The following is a 19,803-nucleotide window of genomic DNA, read 5'->3' as shown; positions in this document are numbered from 1 at the left end:
TGCCTGTCGCCTGAGACCGTGAATGTGCGTTGGTCTCTTTAAAAATTAAAACTCTTTTCGCAGCCAGCTATTGAGTCGTTTGATCCACGAGCCAACTGATGCCGTTACGCGTTTTTCAACTTCAGCTTCACCACTCAAATGGGATTCTTTCCCGTAGTGAAGCAGCCCCACCGCCGTGGAATAATACGGCTCCTGAGCATAATCCGTCAGACCGGTAATATTCAGCGGTGCGCCAATACGTACTTGCGTATGGAACACGCGCTGTGCGCAGGCCGCAAGACCTTCAATTTGCGCAGCACCGCCGGTTAACACAATCCCCGCCGCCAGATGATGTTTCACACCCTGCTGGCGAAGCTGTTCTTGTAATTGCAAAATTTCTTCGTTGACCAGGTTGAGCAGCTCGGTATAACGCGGCTCAATGACCTCTGCCAGGGTCTGACGTTGCAGGCTACGCGGTGGACGACCACCCACGCTTGGCACTTCAACGCTCTCGTCTTTACCGACGATGGAACCCAGTGCGCAACCATGGCGCACTTTGATAGCTTCTGCATCGCTCGGCGGCGTACCGAAGGCATACGCGATATCGCTGGTCACGACATTCCCTGCATAAGGGATCACTTTAGTGTGGCGCAACGCCCCGCCAGTATAAACGGCGATGTCCATTGTACCACCACCAATATCCACCACGCAGACACCCAGTTCACGTTCATCTTCCGTCAACACGGAATAACTGGCTGCCAACCCGGCAAAAATCAGTTGGTCAACTTTCAGGCCACAACGTTCAACGGCTTTGACAATATTCTTCGCCATGTCGTTGTGGCAGGTAATAAGATGGACTTTTGCCTGCATACGCACGCCGGAAAGACCGACCGGATTTTTGATACCTTCCTGGTAATCGATGGCGTATTCCTGCGGAATAACGTGCAGAACACGATGTTCATCGCGAACGCGTACGGATTTTGCCGTATGTACCACGTTCTCCACATCTTCCTGCGTCACTTCCTCTTCGGAAATGGGCACCATACCAATTTCATTCTGACAGCTAATATGCTTACCGGAAAGCGCCAGATACACAGAGGAGATCTGGCAATCTGCCATCAGTTCAGCCTGGTCAATGGCGCGCTGTACGCACTTCACCACTGACTCAAGGTCATTCACCCCGCCTTTATCCATACCTCGCGATGGGCAACTGCCCACGCCAATGATATTGACCATACCGTCGGGCAGAACTTCCCCTACTAAAGCGGCTACCTTCGCGGTGCCAATCTCCAGTCCAACTACCAGTTTTCTGTCCGTCGCCTTAATCATTGTTGTTCTGCCTGTGCCTGATTCTGTTGCTGATTAGATTCCTCAGGAGGCAAGGGAACCCAGCCTACTGCCGCTCCTGAGTCATAACGCAAATCAACGTAGCTAATCCGTTTGCCATCGGTTTGCGCCTGCTGCTGTAAAACCGGGTAGAGTTCCACAAAGCGAGCCAAACGTTTTATCGTATCGCCCCTGCCCAGATTGAGCTTAATATCGTTATTCAGCGTCAACTGCCAGGAACGACGCGCGGTCATCGCCGCTTCCTTCAGGGTGAATCTATCCTTAGCCAGCACCTGCCCCATATCACGGAACCCTTGCAACACTTCACTTGCGCTGCCTTCCGGTCCGTACAACATAGGTAATACCTGCTTATTGGCCCGACCGGTTGGGACGCTGAACGTATTTCCTTCTGCATCCACCATGTGTTGGTCATTCCAACGCGCTATTGGCACATATTCAACCAGATGAATCTTCAATTCATCAGGCCATTGCTTTCTGACGCTCGCCTGTTTTATCCAGGGGAGACGTTCAATCTGGCTCTGGATGATGTTCACATCCTGAGTCATAAAGGTACCCGGAGCACCCAGCGCCAGGATGGACTGACGGATATCGTCATTGCGCGTGTAATGCCGTTCGCCGGTTAACACCAGTTTTGACAATGGCAAACGCTGCGCATCTTCCATCCACCCCAACACTACCCAGCCGCTGACAAACACGGTGCACAGCACTGTCAGCAGGAACAGTATTCCTGCAAGACGCGTTCCATTATTGCGGCGTGAGGAGTTTACTTCTTCTTCATCACCGTTTCGCGTGTTCAGCGCAGCCTGCGACATATCAGTCCGCCAACTCCAGAATTCTTACCACCAACTGCGAGAAGCTCAGGCCTGCCTGACGTGCCGCCATCGGCACCAGGCTGTGGCTGGTCATACCCGGAGAGGTATTGGCTTCCAGCAGATAAAACTGGCCATCGCTGTCCAGCATGACGTCAATGCGACCCCAACCTTTACAGCCCAATGCGGTCCATGCTTTCAGGACTAATTCCTGCAAACGGGCCTCTTGTTCGGCTTCCAGACCTGCAGGGCAGAAATATTGTGTCTCATCAGAGAGATACTTCGCCTCATAATCATAGAAGGTTCCCGCGGGTTGGATACGTATTGACGGTAAAATTTCTTCGCCGAGTATCGCAACTGTAAATTCCGGGCCACTGAGCCATTTTTCAATCAGTACTTCTTCATCATGCTGAAAAGCCAATGCTAATGCACCCTGCAAAGCATTTTCTTCTTCAACTTTTGACATCCCTACGCTGGAGCCTTCACGGCTTGGCTTCACAATCAGCGGCAAACCTAACGCAGAAATTTTTGTAACTGCCTCATCGCTAAGACCTTTTTCGAACTCAGCGCGGGTCAATGCCACCCATGGCGCGACGGGTAAACCTGCGCCCTGCCACAGCAGCTTGCTGCGCAGTTTGTCCATCGAAATTGCGGAAGCCATGACGCCGCTGCCGGTATATGGCAGGCCAATTTGCTCCAGCATGCCCTGCAACGTGCCATCTTCCCCGCCACGACCATGCAACGCAATAAACACCTTCTGAAAACCCATTGATTTCAGAAGAGTGACATCGACCTCTTTAGGATCAACCGGATGGGCATCAACACCACCTTTGCGTAACCCTGCCAGTACGGCCGCGCCGGAATTCAGCGAAACTTCACGTTCTGCGGAGGTTCCCCCTAACAGGACCGCGATTTTATCAGCCATGTTGCTCTTCCTCCGGGTTTTGCGGCTTCAGTTTGATTTCAGCTAAGGAACGCGCGATTTTGCCGATATTTCCAGCGCCCTGCACCAAAATCAGATCGTTGCCGGTTAATACTGGTGCCAGCATTTCTGCCACCAGGGCCGGATCGGATACCAGAATCGGATCGATCTTACCGCGACCACGAATCGTACGGCACAGCGAGCGGCTGTCGGCCCCCGGAATCGCGGCTTCGCCCGCGGCGTACACGTCCAGCATCAACAGCGCATCGACCTGGGTCAGCACGTTGGCAAAGTCGTCATACAGATCGCGTGTACGCGTAAACCGGTGCGGTTGGAACAGCATGACCAGATTTTTGTCGGGCCAGCCCGCACGCGCGGCTTTAATCGTGGCGTCCACTTCCGTTGGGTGGTGACCATAATCATCGACCAGCATCGCGGTCCCGGTTTTACCGTTCACTGGCTCAAGCGGGAATTCGCCGAGGAAGTCGAAACGACGTCCGGTACCCTGGAAGCTCTCCAGCGCACGCAGAATAGCGTCGTCTTCAATACCTTCTTCCGTCGCAACCGCCACCGCAGCCGCGGCGTTCAGCGCATTGTGGCGGCCCGGCGCGTTTAACGTCACACGTAAATCGGCCATCCCCTGACGCACCAGCGTGAAGTGCCCTTGTGGGCCAATCTGCTGGTAATCTTCAACGCGCACATCGGCATCATCACTAAAACCATAGGTTGTGGTTTGACGACCAACTCGCGGTAACAGCTCGCGGATCACCGGATCGTCAACGCACATCACCGCACGACCATAAAACGGCAAGTTATGCAGGAAATTAATAAACGTCTGCTTTAAATTTTCGAAGTCGCCATGGTAGGTATCCATATGGTCGGCTTCGATATTGGTGACAATCGCCACCATCGGCTGCAAATGCAGGAACGATGCATCGCTTTCATCCGCTTCCGCAATCAAATAACGGCTATGTCCCAGGCGCGCGTGAACGCCCGCGGCCTTCACCAGACCGCCGTTGACAAAAGTGGGATCCAGGCCCGCTTCCGCATAAATGCTGGAGACCATTGCCGTGGTCGTGGTTTTACCATGCGTACCGGCAATAGCGATGCCGTGACGAAAACGCATTAACTCCGCCAGCATTTCCGCACGACGGATCACCGGAATGCGCGCTTCATGCGCCGCAACAATTTCCGGGTTATCCGCAGAAATGGCGCTGGAGACCACCACTACGCTCGCATCGCGCACATTTTCAGGGCGATGGTTGAAGAAAATCGTGGCGCCCAGATTCGTCAACTGCTGCGTTACCGGATTCGGCGCTAAGTCAGAACCGCTGATCTGATAACCTTCATTGGCCAAAACTTCGGCAATACCGCCCATACCAGCACCACCGATGCCGACAAAGTGGATGTGCCGAACGCGACGCATTTCGGGCACGATGGAACGCAGTTTTGCCAGTTGTTGTGTATTCATTCTTTAGCCATTAACTTCTTAGTTCATGCGATGCAAAAGGCATCACCACAATTACGCCCGGGCAGCCCGGCTCACTTCATTTGCCACGCGCTCAGTGGCATCCGGTATGGATGCGGCGCGCGCACGTTCTGCCATGGTTAATAAGGTTTCTCGCGACCACCCGGCAAGGGTGCTGGCGACGGCATCCACAGTAAACTGCGGCTGCTCGAGAATTTTGGCGGCGCCCGCTTTTTCCAGCGGCAGCGCATTCCAGTACTGCTGTCTGTCTTTATGCTGGAACGGCACAAACAGCGCGGGTAAACCTGCGGCGGCAATCTCGCTCACCGTCAGCGCCCCTGAGCGACAAACCACGACATCCGCCCACGCGTAGGCCGCTGCCATATCATCAATAAACTCAGTAACCTTGTGCTGCGGTTGTCCCGCGTCGGCATACGCCTGCTCGACGGTCTGCTGCGCGCCTTTGCCGCTCTGATGCCAGATAGTTACCGCATCGCCAAGCTTTGCGGCAACCTGCGGCATCGTCTGGTTCAAAACACGTGCGCCCTGCGATCCACCGACCACCAGCACGCGAACCGGACCTTCACGACCGGCCAGACGCGCTTCGGGCAACGGCAGCGCCAGCACGTCGGTGCGTACAGGGTTGCCCACCACTTCCGCATTTGGGAAAGCACCGGGAAAGGCCTGCATCACCTTCGTTGCAATCTTCGCCAGCCATTTATTGGTTAACCCCGCAATGCCGTTCTGTTCATGCAGTACAACCGGAATGCCTAATGACCAGGCAGCCAATCCGCCAGGGCCGGACACATATCCACCCATTCCCAGCACCACATCAGGCTTAAACTGCTTCATGATGGCGCGCGCCTGACGCCAGGCGTTAAAAATACGCACGGGCGCGGCTAGCAGCGCGTAGACGCCTTTGCCACGCAATCCGGAGATGCGAATAAAGTCAATTTCAATGCCGTGTTTCGGCACCAAGTCCGCTTCCATACGATCGGCGGTGCCCAGCCAACGAACCTGCCAGCCCTGGGCCATTAAATGGTGCGCGACCGCCAGCCCCGGGAACACATGCCCGCCGGTACCGCCTGCCATCACCATTAACCGCTTCGGTTGACCACTCATCGTGCACCTCGTGTAAACGCCTGGGCTTTTTCCAGACGCGTTTCATAATCAATACGTAACAAAAACATGATGGCCGTCGACATAATCAACAAACTGGAACCACCATAACTGATCAGCGGCAACGTCAGACCTTTGGTTGGCAGCATACCCGCTGCAGCGCCGACGTTTACCAGTGCCTGGAAGCTAAACCAGATCCCAATGGAGCAGGCTAAAAAGCCTGAAAAACGGTGATCAATTTCCAGCGCCTTACGGCCAATCGACATCGCGCGAAAAGCGACGAAGAATACCATTAAAAGTGCCAATACCACACCGATATAACCCAGCTCTTCCCCAATAATGGCGAAGATGAAGTCGGTGTGCGCTTCCGGTAAATACTCGAGCTTTTGGACGGAATTACCTAAGCCTTGCCCCCAAACCTCACCGCGACCAAAAGCCATCAGCGATTGCGTCAGCTGGTAGCCACTGCCGAACGGATCTTCCCATGGGTTCCAGAAGGAGGTTACGCGGCGAATACGATACGGCTCAGCAAGGATCAGCAGCACAACCGCGGAAATCCCCATGCCGATGATGGCAATGAACTGCCACAGTTTCGCACCGGCGAGAAACAGCATCGCCAGGGTAGTGACAAACAGCACCACCACCGTACCCAGGTCAGGCTGTGCCAGCAGCAAAATAGCCAGCACCAGGATCACGCCCATTGGTTTTAAGAAGCCGCGCAGGTTGTTACGCACTTCATCAACTTTACGCACCAGGTAGTTGGCGAGATAACAGAACAGCGACAACTTGGTAAATTCCGCAGGCTGAATACGCAGCGGCCCCAGCGCAATCCAGCGCGACGCACCGTTAACGGAACTCCCCACCACCAGCACGATCAACAGCATGATGATCGAGGCTATCAGCATCGTCGTACTGTATTTTTGCCAGAACTCCATCGGCAGACGCAGCGTCACCATCGCCAGACAGAACGCGAGGAAGATGTACAGCGCGTCACGCTTGGCAAACAGGAAAGGATCGCCCGCCAGACGTTGCCCTACGGGCATCGATGCCGATGTCACCATCACAAAGCCGATCGCTGCCAGACCAAAGGTCAGCCACAGCAGCATGCGGTCATACATGATCAGGCTGTCCGCGTCTTTATCACGCGAAGCCATCACCCAGCCTTTAAGTGCCGCGAAGACCCACGCCAGGACACCCAGTCCCGGTAAGCGCGGCATTCTCAGACGAGGGAGAGATAAGCGCATCAACCCAACTCCTTCGCCAGGCGGGTAAAGACGTCACCGCGTTGCTCAAAGTTTTTGAACTGGTCGAGGCTGGCGCAGGCGGGCGACAGCAACACCATATCACCCGGTTTCACGCGCGGTGCGAGCAGGCGCATTGCCTGCTCCATGGTTTCAGTTTGTTCCGTAACGTCAGGTCGCAGAGCGGCAAGCTGCGCGCCATCACGACCAAAGCAGTACAGACGAATGTTGTCGCCGGTCAGGTAACGTTGCAGCGGCATAAAGTCAGCGGATTTCCCGTCGCCGCCCAGCAGCAGGTGCAAAGTACCATCAACATGCAGGCCATTCAGCGCGGCCTCAGTGCTGCCCACGTTGGTGGCTTTAGAATCGTTAATCCAGCGCACGCCGTTGTGCTCAAGCACGGTCTGAAAACGGTGCGCCAGACCGGTAAACGTGGTCAGCGCTTTCAGACTCGACGCCCGCGGCAGACCCGCAGCATCCGCCAGCGCCAACGCGGCCAGGGCATTGGTATAGTTATGCTGGCCGGAAAGCGTCATCTCTTTCACGTTGAGGACTTTTTCCCCCTTCACCCGCAGCCAGGTTTCGCCCTGCTGACGGTTCAGGTGATAGTCACCCATGTTGACGCCAAAGCTCACGCAACGCTCATCCGCCCCGCGAATCGGCATGGTCAGCGCATCATCAGCGTTGACCACGCAGACTTTCGCGTTTTCATAGACGCGCAGTTTGGCCGCACGGTACTGCTGCAAGCCAAACGGATATCTGTCCATATGATCTTCGGTGACGTTCAAAATGGTGGCGGCTACGGCGTGTAAGCTGGAGGTTGTTTCCAGCTGGAAGCTCGACAGTTCCAGAACATACAGCTCACGTTCGTCGTCCAGCAGCATCAGCGCGGGCAGGCCGATATTACCGCCAACACCCACGTTCACACCGGCCGCTTTCGCCATCTCGCCTACCAACGTAGTAACAGTACTTTTCCCGTTGGAACCGGTGATCGCGACGATCGGCGCCTGCGCTTCGCGACAGAACAGCTCAATGTCGCCAACAATTTCAATTCCCGCATCGGCGGCGGCGCTCAGCGAAGGATGCGCCAGGGCGATACCAGGGCTGGCGACGATGAGATCGGCGGCCAGCAGCCAGTCATCATTCAGGCTGCCAACATGACGCTCAACCGCTTCCGGTAATTTGTCCAGACCAGGTGGCGTCGCGCGGGTATCCATTACGCGCGGCGTCACGCCACGCGCCAGGAAGAAATCCACGCAGGACAGCCCGGTCAAACCCAGACCGATAATGACGACTTTTTTACCCTGGTAATCAGCCATGATTAACGTACCTTCAGCGTTGCCAGGCCAATCAGCACCAGCATCAGCGAAATAATCCAGAAGCGCACAATTACGCGCGGTTCCGGCCAGCCTTTCAGTTCATAGTGATGGTGAATCGGCGCCATACGGAAGATGCGCTGTCCGCGCAGCTTAAAGGAGCCAACCTGCAGAATGACCGACAGGGTTTCTACGACAAATACGCCGCCCATGATCACCAGCAGGAATTCCTGACGCAGCAGCACGGCAATAATGCCCAGCGCGCCGCCCAGCGCCAGCGATCCGACGTCGCCCATAAAGACCTGCGCCGGATAGGTGTTAAACCACAGGAAGCCTAAGCCCGCGCCGACAATCGCCGTACAGACGATCACCAGTTCGCCGGCATGACGTAAATAAGGAATGTGCAGATAGTTGGCGAAGTTCATGTTACCGGTCGCCCAGGCCACCAGCGCAAAACCCGCGGCCACAAACACGGTCGGCATAATCGCCAGACCATCAAGGCCGTCGGTGAGGTTAACCGCGTTACCAGTCCCCACAATCACAAAGTACGCCAGCAGGACGTAGAACAGTCCCAGTTGCGGCATCACGTCTTTAAAGAATGGCACCACCAGCTCGGTGGCGGGGGTATCTTTACCGGCCAGATACAGCGCAAAAGCCACGCCCAGCGCAATCACCGACATCCAGAAGTATTTCCAGCGCGCGATCAGGCCTTTGGTGTCTTTGCGTACCACTTTACGGTAGTCATCGACAAAACCGATAATGCCGTAACCGACCAATACCACCAGCACACACCATACATATGGATTCGACGGGTATGCCCATAGCAGTACGGAGATAACAATCGCGGTGAGGATCATAATCCCGCCCATGGTCGGCGTACCGCGTTTACTGAAGTGTGATTCCGGACCGTCGTTACGTACGACCTGTCCAAAGGACATTTTTTGCAAGCGGGCGATCATGCGCGGGCCCATCCACAAAGAGATGAACAGCGCGGTCAGCAGGCTGACGATGGCGCGAAACGTCAGATAGGAAAAGACGTTAAAGCCGGAATAATATTTGACCAAATGTTCGGCCAGCCAAACTAACATGTTCCATTCTCCTGTAATGCGCGTACTACCTCTTCCATGGCGGCACTACGTGAACCCTTCACTAAAATCGTCATGATCTGATGTTCTGCAATCAGCGCCTTAAGATGCGCGGTCAGCGCGGTTTTATCCGCAAAATGCTCACCAACGCCGCTGGCGTGGCTAATTGCCTGACTCAGTTTCCCTGTACTCAGCACCCGGTCGATACCTGCAGCCTTTGCAGCCTCACCTACCTGTACGTGGCAGGCTTCGCTTTCCGCGCCAAGCTCTGCCATATCGCCAACCACCAGCACGCGGTAGCCGGGCATTTCGGACAGCACCTGTACCGCTGCGGTCATTGAGCCGACGTTAGCGTTGTAGGAGTCGTCCAGCAGCAGCTGATTTTCTGCCAGTTGAACCGGGAACAGACGCCCCGGCACCGCTTGCAGATCCTTCAGGCCCGCTTTGATCGCCTCTGGCGTCGCGCCTACCGCCATAGAGAGCGCAGCCGCCGCAAGGGCGTTAGCAATGTTGTGACGACCCGGCAGCGGCAGCAGAACATCAATGCTTCCGGTTGGCGTTTGCAGCGAAAACTCTGTGCCGTGTGAGGTCACATGAACGTTATCCGCCGAAAAGTCGCTGTTAGCCGCATTCGGCGAGAAGCGCCAGACTTTGCGATCGCCGATGATGCTTTGCCAGTTCAGCCAGTCGTTGTTGTCGGCATTCATAATGGCGATACCGTTCGCTGACAGGCCGGTAAAAATCTCACCTTTTGCCTTTGCAACACCGGCCAGAGAGCCGAAGCCTTCCAGATGCGCGGCGGCCAGGTTGTTCACCAGCGCCGCTTCCGGACGTGTCAGACCAACGGTCCAGGCGATTTCACCCTGATGATTGGCGCCGAGTTCAATTACGGCATAGTCGTAATCGTTGTTTAAGCGCAGCAGCGTCATCGGTACGCCGATGTCGTTGTTCAGGTTGCCCGCGGTATATAGGGTGTTGCCGCATTGACTCAGAATGGACGCCGTCATCTCTTTGACGGATGTTTTCCCGGAAGAGCCGGTCAGCGCAACAACGCGCGCCGGAACCTGGGCGCGAACCCACGCGGCCAGTTCACCAAACGCCAGACGCGTATCTTTAACAATCAACTGCGGCAGATCGGTGTCCAACGGACGGCTGACCAGCAGCGCACCCGCCCCGCTCTCTTGCGCTTTGTCGGCAAAATCGTGGGCGTCAAAGCGTTCGCCTTTCAGCGCCACAAACAGGCAGCCCGGCGTCACTTTACGCGTATCGGTTGTCACCGCATCAAGGGTCAGATCGGCCCCTTTTAATTCGCCACGGAGGATCTCCGCCAGTTGGCTGAGCGTTACGCTAATCATGCGATTACCCCCAGCAGACGCGCTGCCGTGACGCGGTCAGAATAGTCGAGGCGCTGTGAACCAACGATCTGGTAGTCTTCATGACCTTTACCGGCCACCAGCACCACGTCATTTTCTTTCGCCTGCATAATGGCGTTTGTCACCGCTTCTGCGCGACCTTCCATTACCTTCGCCTGTCCGGCATCCAGCATCCCCGCCAGAATGTCGTTAATAATGGCGCGCGGCTCTTCAGTACGTGGGTTGTCATCGGTCACCACGACAACATCAGCAAACTCTTCAGCAATCGCGCCCATCAACGGGCGTTTGCCTTTGTCGCGATCGCCGCCGCAACCAAAGACGCACCACAGTTTGCCAGCACAGTGCAGACGTGCCGCCTGCAGCGCTTTTTCCAGCGCATCTGGCGTATGGGCATAATCAACCACAACGGTGGTTTTACCCGGCGCGCTGAACACTTCCATACGCCCGCAAACCGGCTGCAATTGTGTCGCCGTTTTCAGTAAATCAGCTAACGGATATCCCAGCGCCAGCAGCGTCGCCAGCGCCAACAGCAGATTGCTGACGTTAAACGCGCCCATCAGGTGGCTTTCAATTTCGCCGTCACCCCATGAGGAGGTAAAACGAATCGTTGCCCCGCTGTCGTGATAATTCACGTCAACCGCTTTTAACCAACGACCGTGACAGTTCGGATTGATGTGGTCTTCCATCGAAACGGCAACCGCATCCGGGAGTTTGGCCAGCCAGCGACGACCGACTTCATCATCCGCGTTGACGATGGCCTGACCGCATTGGTGCGTGGAATACAGCAGCCATTTCGCGGCTTCGTAATGTTCCATATCGCCGTGGTAGTCAAGATGATCACGGCTTAAGTTAGTAAATACTGATGCGGCAAACTTCAGCGCCGCCACGCGATGCTGAACCAGACCGTGTGAAGACACTTCCATCGCGCCAACCGTTGCGCCCTGCGCAACCAGCCCCGCCAGCACATGCTGGACATCAACGGCTGAGCCGGTAGTATTTTCCGTCGGGATCACTTTGCCCAGCAGGCCATTGCCTACTGTTCCCATTACCGCGCTGGTTTCGCCAAGCAGTTGGCTCCACTGCGCCAGCAATTGGGTAGTGGTGGTTTTACCGTTGGTCCCGGTCACGCCGACCAGACGCATTTTTTCAGAAGGCTCGTGGTAAAAACGGCCTGCCAGTGCAGATAAACGTTCGTTAAGCTGGCTGAGATAGATAACCGGCACGCCGTGCATTTCACGGATTTCACCGTCAGTAGCTTCATCTTTTGCTTCTGCAATAATGGCAGCCACACCTTGCGCTATCGCCTGCGGGATATACCGACGCCCGTCCGCCTGATGACCCAATACTGCGACAAAGAGATCGCCCGATGCAGCCACACGGCTGTCAAGCGTCATCTCCCGCAGTGCTCGCTCCGGTGCACCCGGCACCCATGGAGCAAGAAGGTCGCGCAAATTACGATCTGCCACCTGTTGCCTCGCCTTGATTATTCACAAATTCATTTTTATCGCCCGTTGTCAGCGCATCCGGCTCGATGTTCATGGTGCGCAGTACGCCGCCCATGATGGCACCAAAGACCGGCGCGGAAACGGCGCCACCGTAGTATTTACCCGCCTGCGGATCGTTGATAACAACAACCAGCGCGAAGCGCGGCTGACTCGCAGGCGCAACGCCTGCGGTATAAGCAATGTATTTGTTGATGTAGCGGCCATCCGGGCCTACTTTTTTCGCCGTACCGGTTTTAATGGCGATACGATAGCCTTTAATCGCCGCCTTCACGCCGCCGCCGCCGGGCAGCGCCACGCTTTCCATCATGTGCACCACGGTACGCACGGTTGATTCCGGGAAGATACGCTCGCCAGGAACCGGAGGGTCAACTTTGGTGATCGACAGCGGACGATATACGCCATAGCTGCCGATCGTTGCATAGACTCGCGCTAACTGTAACGGCGTTACCATTAGCCCGTAGCCGAAAGAGAAGGTGGCCCTCTCTATGTCAGACCACCGTTGTTTTTGAGGATATAAGCCACTGCGTTCTCCGACCAACCCCAAATTGGTCGCTTTTCCCAGCCCAAAACGTGAGTAAGTGTCTACTAACGCTGAGGACGGCATCGCTAACGCCAGCTTGGAAACACCGACGTTACTCGACTTCTGCAAAACCCCGGTGAGGGTCAATTCGCTATAACGCGCCACGTCTTTGATTTCGTGACCATTAATTCGGTAAGGGATGGTGTTAAGTACGGTATTTTCACGTACCACACCACGCTGCAGCGCCGTCATCACCACCATCGGTTTGACGGTAGAACCCGGCTCAAACACGTCGGTAATGGTACGGTTACGCATCGCATCTTTCGGCGTACCGGTGAGATTATTCGGGTTGTAAGACGGACTGTTGGCCATTGCCAGCACTTCACCGGTGTTCACATCCACCAGTACCGCACTGCCTGACTCCGCCTTGTTAAACGCCACCGCGTTATTCAGTTCACGGTAAACCAGCGCCTGTAAACGCTCATCAATGCTTAGCGCAAGGTTATGCGCCGCCTGACTGTCGGTAGAGGAAATATCCTCAATGACGCGGCCATAACGGTCTTTACGTACAATACGTTCGCCCGGTTGCCCGGTGAGCCACTTGTCGAAGCTCTTCTCAACGCCTTCAATCCCCTGACTGTCGACGTTAGTAAAGCCGATGAGGTGAGCGGTCACTTCTCCGGAAGGATAGTAACGGCGGGATTCTTCGCGCAGATGAATACCTGGCAGCTTCAGTTTCTTGATGTAGTCAGCCATGTCAGGGTTTACCTGACGCGCCAGATAGATAAAGCGCCCTTTCGGGTTGGCGTTAATGCGGGAAGCCAGTTGATCGAGTGGGAGGTTCAGGGCAGTCGACAACGCCCGCCAGCGTTCACCAACGCTCACGCCGCCTGCATCATGCACCTCTTTCGGGTCGGCCCAAATCGCCTTCACCGGAACGCTCACCGCCAGCGGACGACCTGAGCGGTCGGTAATCATCCCGCGTGACGTAGACACTTCCTGGACGCGCAGAGAACGCATGTCGCCCTGACGCACCAACATGTCCGGCGCGATGATTTGCAGCCAGGCAACGCGCCCGAGCAGAAAACCCAGTGCCGGCAAAATACAGCCGCACAGTAACGCAAAACGCCAACTGATAAAGTTGGCTTGTTCTTCCTGGCGTTTTGGTTTGTGCGTTTTTGCCGCTGCTTTCATGCGTCGCGTTTATCCTTATTTTTGTACTACGATATTTTCTTGTGAGGGATCAACATGCTGCATTTGCAGCTTTTCCGTTGCGATCCGTTCAACACGGCTATGGTCGCCGAGCGCGTTCTCCTCAAGGATCAAGTTACGCCATTCGATATCCAGCGCATCTCGCTCCAGAACCAGCTGCTCACGCTGCGCGGTCAGTAACCGCGTATGGTGTGCTGTTGTCACGACGGTAACCGCCGTCAAAATAATGCAAATGAACAGGCAGAGTGGCAGCTTCCCATACCGCAAAAGATCGTCACCGATCACGCCAGGCAAGGCATGGCGCTCGTTGCTTCCTATCGATCCTTTAACTTTGCTGAGGGCTTCTGTCACTCTGCTGATCATGCGTTCGTCCTCTCTGCAATACGCAGAACTGAACTACGGGCACGAGGATTTTCAGCTACCTCTTCTTCACCCGGCATCATCTTGCCTAGTGCTCTTAACTCACGGCCGCCCAGTTTTTTGATCTGCGCTTCGGTCATCGGTATTCCAGCCGGAACCTGAGGACCACGGCTTTGTTCGCGCATAAAGCGTTTCACAATGCGATCTTCAAGCGAATGGAAACTGATTATCGAAAGGCGACCACCTGGTGCCAGCACGCTGAGCGAGCTTTTTAGCGCCTGCTCTATCTCCTCCAGTTCACTGTTCACCCAAATGCGCACCGCCTGGAAGGTACGGGTCGCGGGATGTTTGAATTTGTCTTTCACCGGCATTGCCGCCGCAATCACCTCTGCCAGCTCTTTAGTGCGGGTCATTGGTTCGATGCGGTTGCGCTCCACGATGGCGCGAGCAATGCGTTTGCCGAAGCGCTCTTCGCCAAAGGTTTTGATCACCCAGGCAATGTCTGCTTCATCGGCGGTTTGCAGCCATTCGGCCGCTGACTGACCGCGTGTCGGGTCCATTCGCATATCTAACGGACCGTCACGCATAAATGAGAATCCGCGCTCAGCGTCGTCAAGCTGCGGAGAAGAAACCCCAAGATCGAGAAGAATCCCGTCGATCTTACCGGTCAGTCCGCGCTCGGCGACGTAGTCAGCCAGCGCAGAAAAAGGTCCATGGACGATGGAAAAACGGGGATCGGTAATCGTCTGTGCAACGGCAATAGCCTGCGGATCGCGATCGATGGCCAGTAAACGTCCCTCTTCGCCAAGCTGGGAGAGGATCAGACGTGAGTGACCACCGCGACCAAATGTCCCGTCAATGTAGATGCCGTCTGGACGAATATTCAGGCCGTTTACGGCTTCATCCAGCAACACCGTTGTATGTTTATAATTTTCCATCATTTTATAGAGACAAATCCTGCAATCGTTCCGACAGCGCGCCGGTAACAGACTGCTCAGCGTCGATATCTTCCTTGACCTGTTGATACCAGGTCGTTTCATCCCACAGCTCAAACTTATTGAACTGCCCAACCAGCATCACTTCTTTCGTTAACCCTGCGTGTTGCCGCAGAATGGGCGCTATCAATAAGCGACCAGCGCTATCCATCTGACATTCGCTGGCATGACCCAACAACAGGCGCTGTACGCGACGCTCAACTGGATTCATGCTCGACAGACGCGATAACTTCTGTTCGATGATTTCCCATTCAGGCAGGGGGTACAGCAGCAGGCACGGGTGATGGATGTCAATGGTGCAAACCATTTGACCGGTAGCGCTCTCGAGCAGTTGATCCCGATAACGGGTAGGCACGGATAAGCGCCCTTTACTGTCGAGATTAACTAACGTTGCTCCCCGGAACATGCCAGCCTCACCCCCGATTACCACTTTATCCCACAAATTCCCACTTAAAGGAGTTTACGGAGCGGAGGAAAACCTTGTCAAGCAAGTCACGGCGCTTAGCGGAGCAAAAAACACATTGTTTACGGCTAATATCAGCGTTGAACAAATTCCGTACAGCAAACGAAGCAAATTAACGTCATGAATATTTGTAAGAAAAAAATCCAACAACTCATGATTGTTTAAAACAACTGAATATCATCAAAAGAAAATATAAAGTGTCAGTTTGCGACGCGAGCGGCATTTTAGGACAATATGCAGCGAGATAACAGTACCAGTTAATCAGTCTGTACGCCGCACAGGACCGAGGTGAAGGTGAGATTGCCACAACGCAGCAGCAAAGTGTTTGTTAATTCGGCAAATCCCTACAAGCATGTAACAAAATAATACAACCGTAACGCGTCGTTACTTCTCAATAACCCAAAAATGGAGAGTTGCATTTTTAATTCGGCATAATTTAAGAATCAATTTCAGATAATTCTAAAGAATATTCTTAATTATAATGCGGTTATTTCTGAGAATGGAATAATTGATGACGTCAGAGGCTTATCCCGCCGACATCATCAATTGAGGCTCTTAGTTACGGCTAAGTATACCGCGACGGTACAGATTACGCCGTATACGCGTTAATCCTGGTTTTGGTTTTCGCGGCTCATCCAGGCTTGCCAGCACAATCTCCAGCACGCGCTCAGCAACATCGCGATGACGCTGCGCTACCGCCAGTACCGGGCACTGCAGGAAGTCGAGCAGTTCGTGGTCGCCAAACGTCGCAATCGCCAAATCAGACGGTAACTGCCCGTCGCGACGCAGGGTCACATCCATCACTCCCTGCAGCAGAGCAAACGACGTGGTAAACAGCGCCTGAGGCATTGGATGCGTTTCCAGCCATTTATCAAACAACTGCGCGGCCGCTTCACGTTCATAGCTGTTGGCATAGAGGAAATGCACTTCACGCGGATCGTCTTTCCATGCGGTACGGAAACCCTGTTCGCGCAAGAAACTGACGGATAATTCAGGGAGCGCCCCCAGATAGAGCACGGTTTCAGCAGGGAATTTACGTAACTCCTCCGCCAGCATTTGGGCATCATCCTGGTCTGCGCCCACCACGCTGGTGAAATGTTCGCGATCCAGCGCGCGGTCCAGCGCCACAATCGGGAATGAACTGTTCGCCCAGCGCTGATAGAACGGGTGTTCAGGCGGCAAGGAGGTCGACACAATAATGGCATCAACCTGGCGTTGTAAAAGATGCTCAATACAACGCATTTCGTTATCCGGCTGATCTTCAGAGCAGGCAATCAACAGTTGATACCCGCGCTGACGCGCCTGGCGCTCCAGATAGTTTGCGATCCGGGTATAGCTCGTGTTCTCGAGATCCGGGATCACAAGCCCAATAGAACGTGTGCGTCCAGCACGTAGCCCGGCCGCCACGGCGTTCGGGTGGTAATTATGCTCACGCACCACCGCCATGACTTTTTCGACCGTTTTGTCGCTTACGCGATATTGCTTTGCTTTGCCGTTAATAACGTAGCTTGCAGTCGTTCGCGAAACGCCGGCCAACCGAGCGATTTCATCCAGTTTCACAATTGCCCCTTGCGTAAAATGTACAAACCATAACCTTTTAGATGGCATGGGTTAAACTTCTTAACATCTAAGCGCAGAATAATGACTGCGGCAACCGCTTTTGTCTCTGGTTACTGCTGATTTCGCAAAAAAAAAGCAACCGATAGCCAATGCTTCTCGCCCAGGCCGGATAAGCATTAGCACCATCCGGCAAGGTATAATTGCCTGATGCCGACGCTAGCGCGCCTCATCAGGCCTACGTTATCCCTGCACGTTAACGCATAATTTTATCGCCGCGAGAAAGTCCCACCACGCCGGAACGGGCAACCTCCACAATTTTGGCGACTTCACGCAGGGTTGCCAGAAACGCATCCAGCTTATCGCTGGTGCCCGCCAGTTGTACGGTGTAGATCGACGGCGTAACGTCGATGATTTGCCCGCGGAAAATCTCCGTGTTACGTTTCACCTCTTCCCGGCCATAACCGCTGGCCTGGATTTTCACCAGCATGATTTCTCGTTCAACGTGCGCGCCCTGCCCCAGTTCGCTGACGCGCAGAACATCCACCAGCTTGTGAAGCTGCTTTTCGATCTGCTCCAGGACTTTCTCATCCCCAACCGTCTGAATCGTCATCCGCGATAAGGTCGGATCGTCAGTCGGCGCGACGGTCAGGCTTTCAATGTTGTATCCACGCTGGGCGAAGAGGCCAATCACACGCGACAATGCACCCGACTCGTTTTCCAGCAATACTGATAATATCCGGCGCATAATCAGGTCCTCTCCGTTTTGCTTAACCACATTTCATCCATCCCGCCCCCACGAATCTGCATCGGGTAGACATGCTCACTGCCATCGACGGTGACATCGACAAACACCAGACGATGGTTACGCACATGTTCCAGCGCTTCGCCCAGCTTGTTCTCCAGTTCATCTGGATGATTAATCTGGATACCAATATGCCCATAAGCCTCGGCAAGGCGTACAAAATCGGGCAGCGACTGCATGTAAGACTGGGAGTGGCGCCCGGAGTAGATCATGTCCTGCCATTGTTTGACCATGCCGAGATAGCGGTTGTTAAGGTTGAGCACCAGCACCGGCAGTTCATATTGCAGCGCCGTCGACAGCTCCTGGATGTTCATCTGAATGCTGCCATCTCCGGTCACGCACACCACCGTTTCATCGGGCAGCGCCATTTTCACCCCCAACGCCGCGGGTAAACCGAATCCCATGGTGCCGAGGCCGCCTGAGTTAATCCAGCGGCGTGGTTTATCGAACGGATAGTAAAGTGCGGCAAACATCTGATGCTGACCAACATCAGAGGTCACATATGCCTCCCCTTTCGTCAGACGCCAGATGGTTTCTATTACCGCCTGTGGTTTAATACTTTCGCTTTGCGTGTCGTATTTCAGGCACTGACGGGCGCGCCATTGTTCAATCTGTTGCCACCAGTCACGGTTATCATCCAGCGGCTGCTGTGATTTTTCCTGCTCCAGCAACTCAAGCATCTGATCCAGCACCAGGCGAGCATCGCCCACAATCGGAATATCCGCCGTGACGGTTTTTGAAATGGAGGTCGGATCGATGTCGATATGCAGTACGGTCGCATTCGGGCAATATTTGGCCAGGTTATTGGTCGTTCGATCGTCGAAGCGAACGCCGACGGCAAAGATCACATCGGAATGATGCATGGTCATATTGGCTTCGTAAGTACCGTGCATGCCCAACATACCCAGCGCCTGGCGATGCCTGGCCGGAAACGCGCCTAACCCCATCAGCGAGGAAACAACCGGCAGATTCAGTGCTTCGGCAATCTGCCCCAGCTGTTGGTGGCAGGCGGCATTCACCGCGCCACCGCCCACATAGACCACCGGTTTCTTCGCCGCTACCAGCGTTTGCAGAGCACGTTTTATCTGACCTTTATGTCCGGTCGTTGTCGGATTATATGAACGCATACTTACAGACTCCGGCCAGCTGTAAGGCAGTTTTTTCGCCGGATTCAGAATATCTTTCGGCAAATCCACTACCACCGGTCCCGGACGACCGCTTGCCGCCAGCCAGAAGGCTTTTTTCAGCACCTGCGGGATGTCTTCCGTTTGTTTAACCAGGAAGCTGTGTTTTACCACTGGGCGGGATATGCCCACCATGTCGCACTCCTGAAAGGCATCGTAGCCAATCAGGGAGGTGGCAACCTGTCCGGAGAGGATCACCAGTGGAATGGAATCCATATATGCCGTTGCAATCCCGGTGATTGCATTGGTTGCCCCCGGTCCGGAAGTGACCAAAACAACGCCGACTTCCCCCGTGGCGCGCGCCAGGCCATCAGCCATATGTACCGCGGCCTGTTCATGACGGACCAGCACATGATCAACACCGCCGACCGTATGTAGCGCATCATAAATATCGAGGACGGCCCCCCCGGGATAACCGAATACCTGCTTCACACCCTGATCGATGAGCGATCGGACGACCATCTCGGCTCCAGACAACATCTCCATGGCTTGCCTCACTCTTATAATGAATTACGGTTTAACAACACATTAACCGCTGACGAT

At 54.7% G+C, this 19,803-nt stretch carries 17 protein-coding genes; all 17 read right to left on the bottom strand.

Annotated elements, in window-relative coordinates:
* Positions 1-45: 45 nt before the first annotated feature.
* The 17 genes from ftsA to ilvI all read right to left on the bottom strand — a co-directional run bounded on the left by ftsA (position 46) and on the right by ilvI (position 19,746).
* Entirely contained in the window at positions 46-1,308 is a 1,263-nt protein-coding gene (ftsA, locus tag OGV80_RS05165) for a cell division protein FtsA (RefSeq protein ID WP_003018755.1), read from the bottom strand.
* A complete protein-coding gene (ftsQ, locus tag OGV80_RS05160) occupies positions 1,305-2,138 on the bottom strand; it encodes a cell division protein FtsQ (protein WP_003018758.1) in 834 nt (277 codons plus the stop codon). Before ftsQ ends, ftsA begins: the two co-directional genes overlap by 4 nt.
* Position 2,139: 1 nt before the next feature.
* The gene (locus OGV80_RS05155) at positions 2,140-3,060 is read right to left on the bottom strand and encodes a D-alanine--D-alanine ligase (RefSeq protein WP_286513913.1); all 921 of its coding nucleotides are present in this window, start codon (positions 3,058-3,060) and stop codon (positions 2,140-2,142) included.
* Positions 3,053-4,528 (bottom strand): UDP-N-acetylmuramate--L-alanine ligase, encoded by a 1,476-nt coding sequence (gene murC, locus OGV80_RS05150; RefSeq protein ID WP_043018425.1) that lies wholly within the window; start codon positions 4,526-4,528, stop codon positions 3,053-3,055. Before murC ends, OGV80_RS05155 begins: the two co-directional genes overlap by 8 nt.
* A 51-nt stretch (positions 4,529-4,579) precedes the next feature.
* Positions 4,580-5,647 (bottom strand): undecaprenyldiphospho-muramoylpentapeptide beta-N-acetylglucosaminyltransferase, encoded by a 1,068-nt coding sequence (gene murG, locus OGV80_RS05145; RefSeq protein ID WP_286513910.1) that lies wholly within the window; start codon positions 5,645-5,647, stop codon positions 4,580-4,582.
* A complete protein-coding gene (ftsW, locus tag OGV80_RS05140; protein ID WP_016155689.1) occupies positions 5,644-6,888 on the bottom strand; it encodes a cell division protein FtsW in 1,245 nt (414 codons plus the stop codon). The genes murG and ftsW overlap by 4 nt, the downstream gene beginning before the upstream one ends.
* Positions 6,888-8,204, bottom strand: coding sequence for a UDP-N-acetylmuramoyl-L-alanine--D-glutamate ligase (gene murD / locus OGV80_RS05135; RefSeq protein WP_043018423.1), 1,317 nt, complete (start codon positions 8,202-8,204; stop codon positions 6,888-6,890). The genes ftsW and murD overlap by 1 nt, the downstream gene beginning before the upstream one ends.
* Before the next feature lie 2 nt (positions 8,205-8,206).
* The gene (gene mraY / locus OGV80_RS05130) at positions 8,207-9,289 is read right to left on the bottom strand and encodes a phospho-N-acetylmuramoyl-pentapeptide-transferase (protein ID WP_016151694.1); all 1,083 of its coding nucleotides are present in this window, start codon (positions 9,287-9,289) and stop codon (positions 8,207-8,209) included.
* On the bottom strand, positions 9,283-10,641 hold the full coding sequence (gene murF / locus OGV80_RS05125) for a UDP-N-acetylmuramoyl-tripeptide--D-alanyl-D-alanine ligase (RefSeq protein WP_047406203.1): 1,359 nt from the start codon (positions 10,639-10,641) through the stop codon (positions 9,283-9,285). Before murF ends, mraY begins: the two co-directional genes overlap by 7 nt.
* On the bottom strand, positions 10,638-12,125 hold the full coding sequence (gene murE, locus OGV80_RS05120) for a UDP-N-acetylmuramoyl-L-alanyl-D-glutamate--2,6-diaminopimelate ligase (protein WP_043018421.1): 1,488 nt from the start codon (positions 12,123-12,125) through the stop codon (positions 10,638-10,640). Before murE ends, murF begins: the two co-directional genes overlap by 4 nt.
* A complete protein-coding gene (ftsI, locus tag OGV80_RS05115) occupies positions 12,112-13,878 on the bottom strand; it encodes a peptidoglycan glycosyltransferase FtsI (protein ID WP_286513908.1) in 1,767 nt (588 codons plus the stop codon). The genes murE and ftsI overlap by 14 nt, the downstream gene beginning before the upstream one ends.
* A gap of 15 nt (positions 13,879-13,893) precedes the next feature.
* Positions 13,894-14,259 (bottom strand): cell division protein FtsL, encoded by a 366-nt coding sequence (gene ftsL / locus OGV80_RS05110; protein WP_006686695.1) that lies wholly within the window; start codon positions 14,257-14,259, stop codon positions 13,894-13,896.
* Positions 14,256-15,197 carry a 16S rRNA (cytosine(1402)-N(4))-methyltransferase RsmH gene (rsmH, locus tag OGV80_RS05105; protein ID WP_042312345.1) on the bottom strand — a complete coding sequence of 314 codons (942 nt, stop codon included), beginning with the start codon at positions 15,195-15,197 and terminating at the stop codon, positions 14,256-14,258. Before rsmH ends, ftsL begins: the two co-directional genes overlap by 4 nt.
* Position 15,198: 1 nt before the next feature.
* A complete protein-coding gene (gene mraZ, locus OGV80_RS05100) occupies positions 15,199-15,657 on the bottom strand; it encodes a division/cell wall cluster transcriptional repressor MraZ (protein WP_005124560.1) in 459 nt (152 codons plus the stop codon).
* 612 nt (positions 15,658-16,269) lie between these two features.
* A complete protein-coding gene (cra, locus tag OGV80_RS05095) occupies positions 16,270-17,274 on the bottom strand; it encodes a catabolite repressor/activator (RefSeq protein WP_016151689.1) in 1,005 nt (334 codons plus the stop codon).
* 253 nt (positions 17,275-17,527) lie between these two features.
* Positions 17,528-18,019, bottom strand: coding sequence for an acetolactate synthase small subunit (gene ilvN, locus OGV80_RS05090; protein WP_003829566.1), 492 nt, complete (start codon positions 18,017-18,019; stop codon positions 17,528-17,530).
* A gap of 2 nt (positions 18,020-18,021) precedes the next feature.
* Positions 18,022-19,746 carry an acetolactate synthase 3 large subunit gene (gene ilvI / locus OGV80_RS05085; RefSeq protein ID WP_286513905.1) on the bottom strand — a complete coding sequence of 575 codons (1,725 nt, stop codon included), beginning with the start codon at positions 19,744-19,746 and terminating at the stop codon, positions 18,022-18,024.
* Positions 19,747-19,803 lie beyond the last annotated feature (57 nt).

This window comes from Citrobacter sp. Ce119 (genome assembly GCF_030334525.1).
Classification (GTDB): domain Bacteria; phylum Pseudomonadota; class Gammaproteobacteria; order Enterobacterales; family Enterobacteriaceae; genus Citrobacter; species Citrobacter europaeus.
The sequence above is the reverse complement of the archived record's forward strand: the minus strand, read 5'-3'. Positions and strand labels throughout refer to the sequence as shown.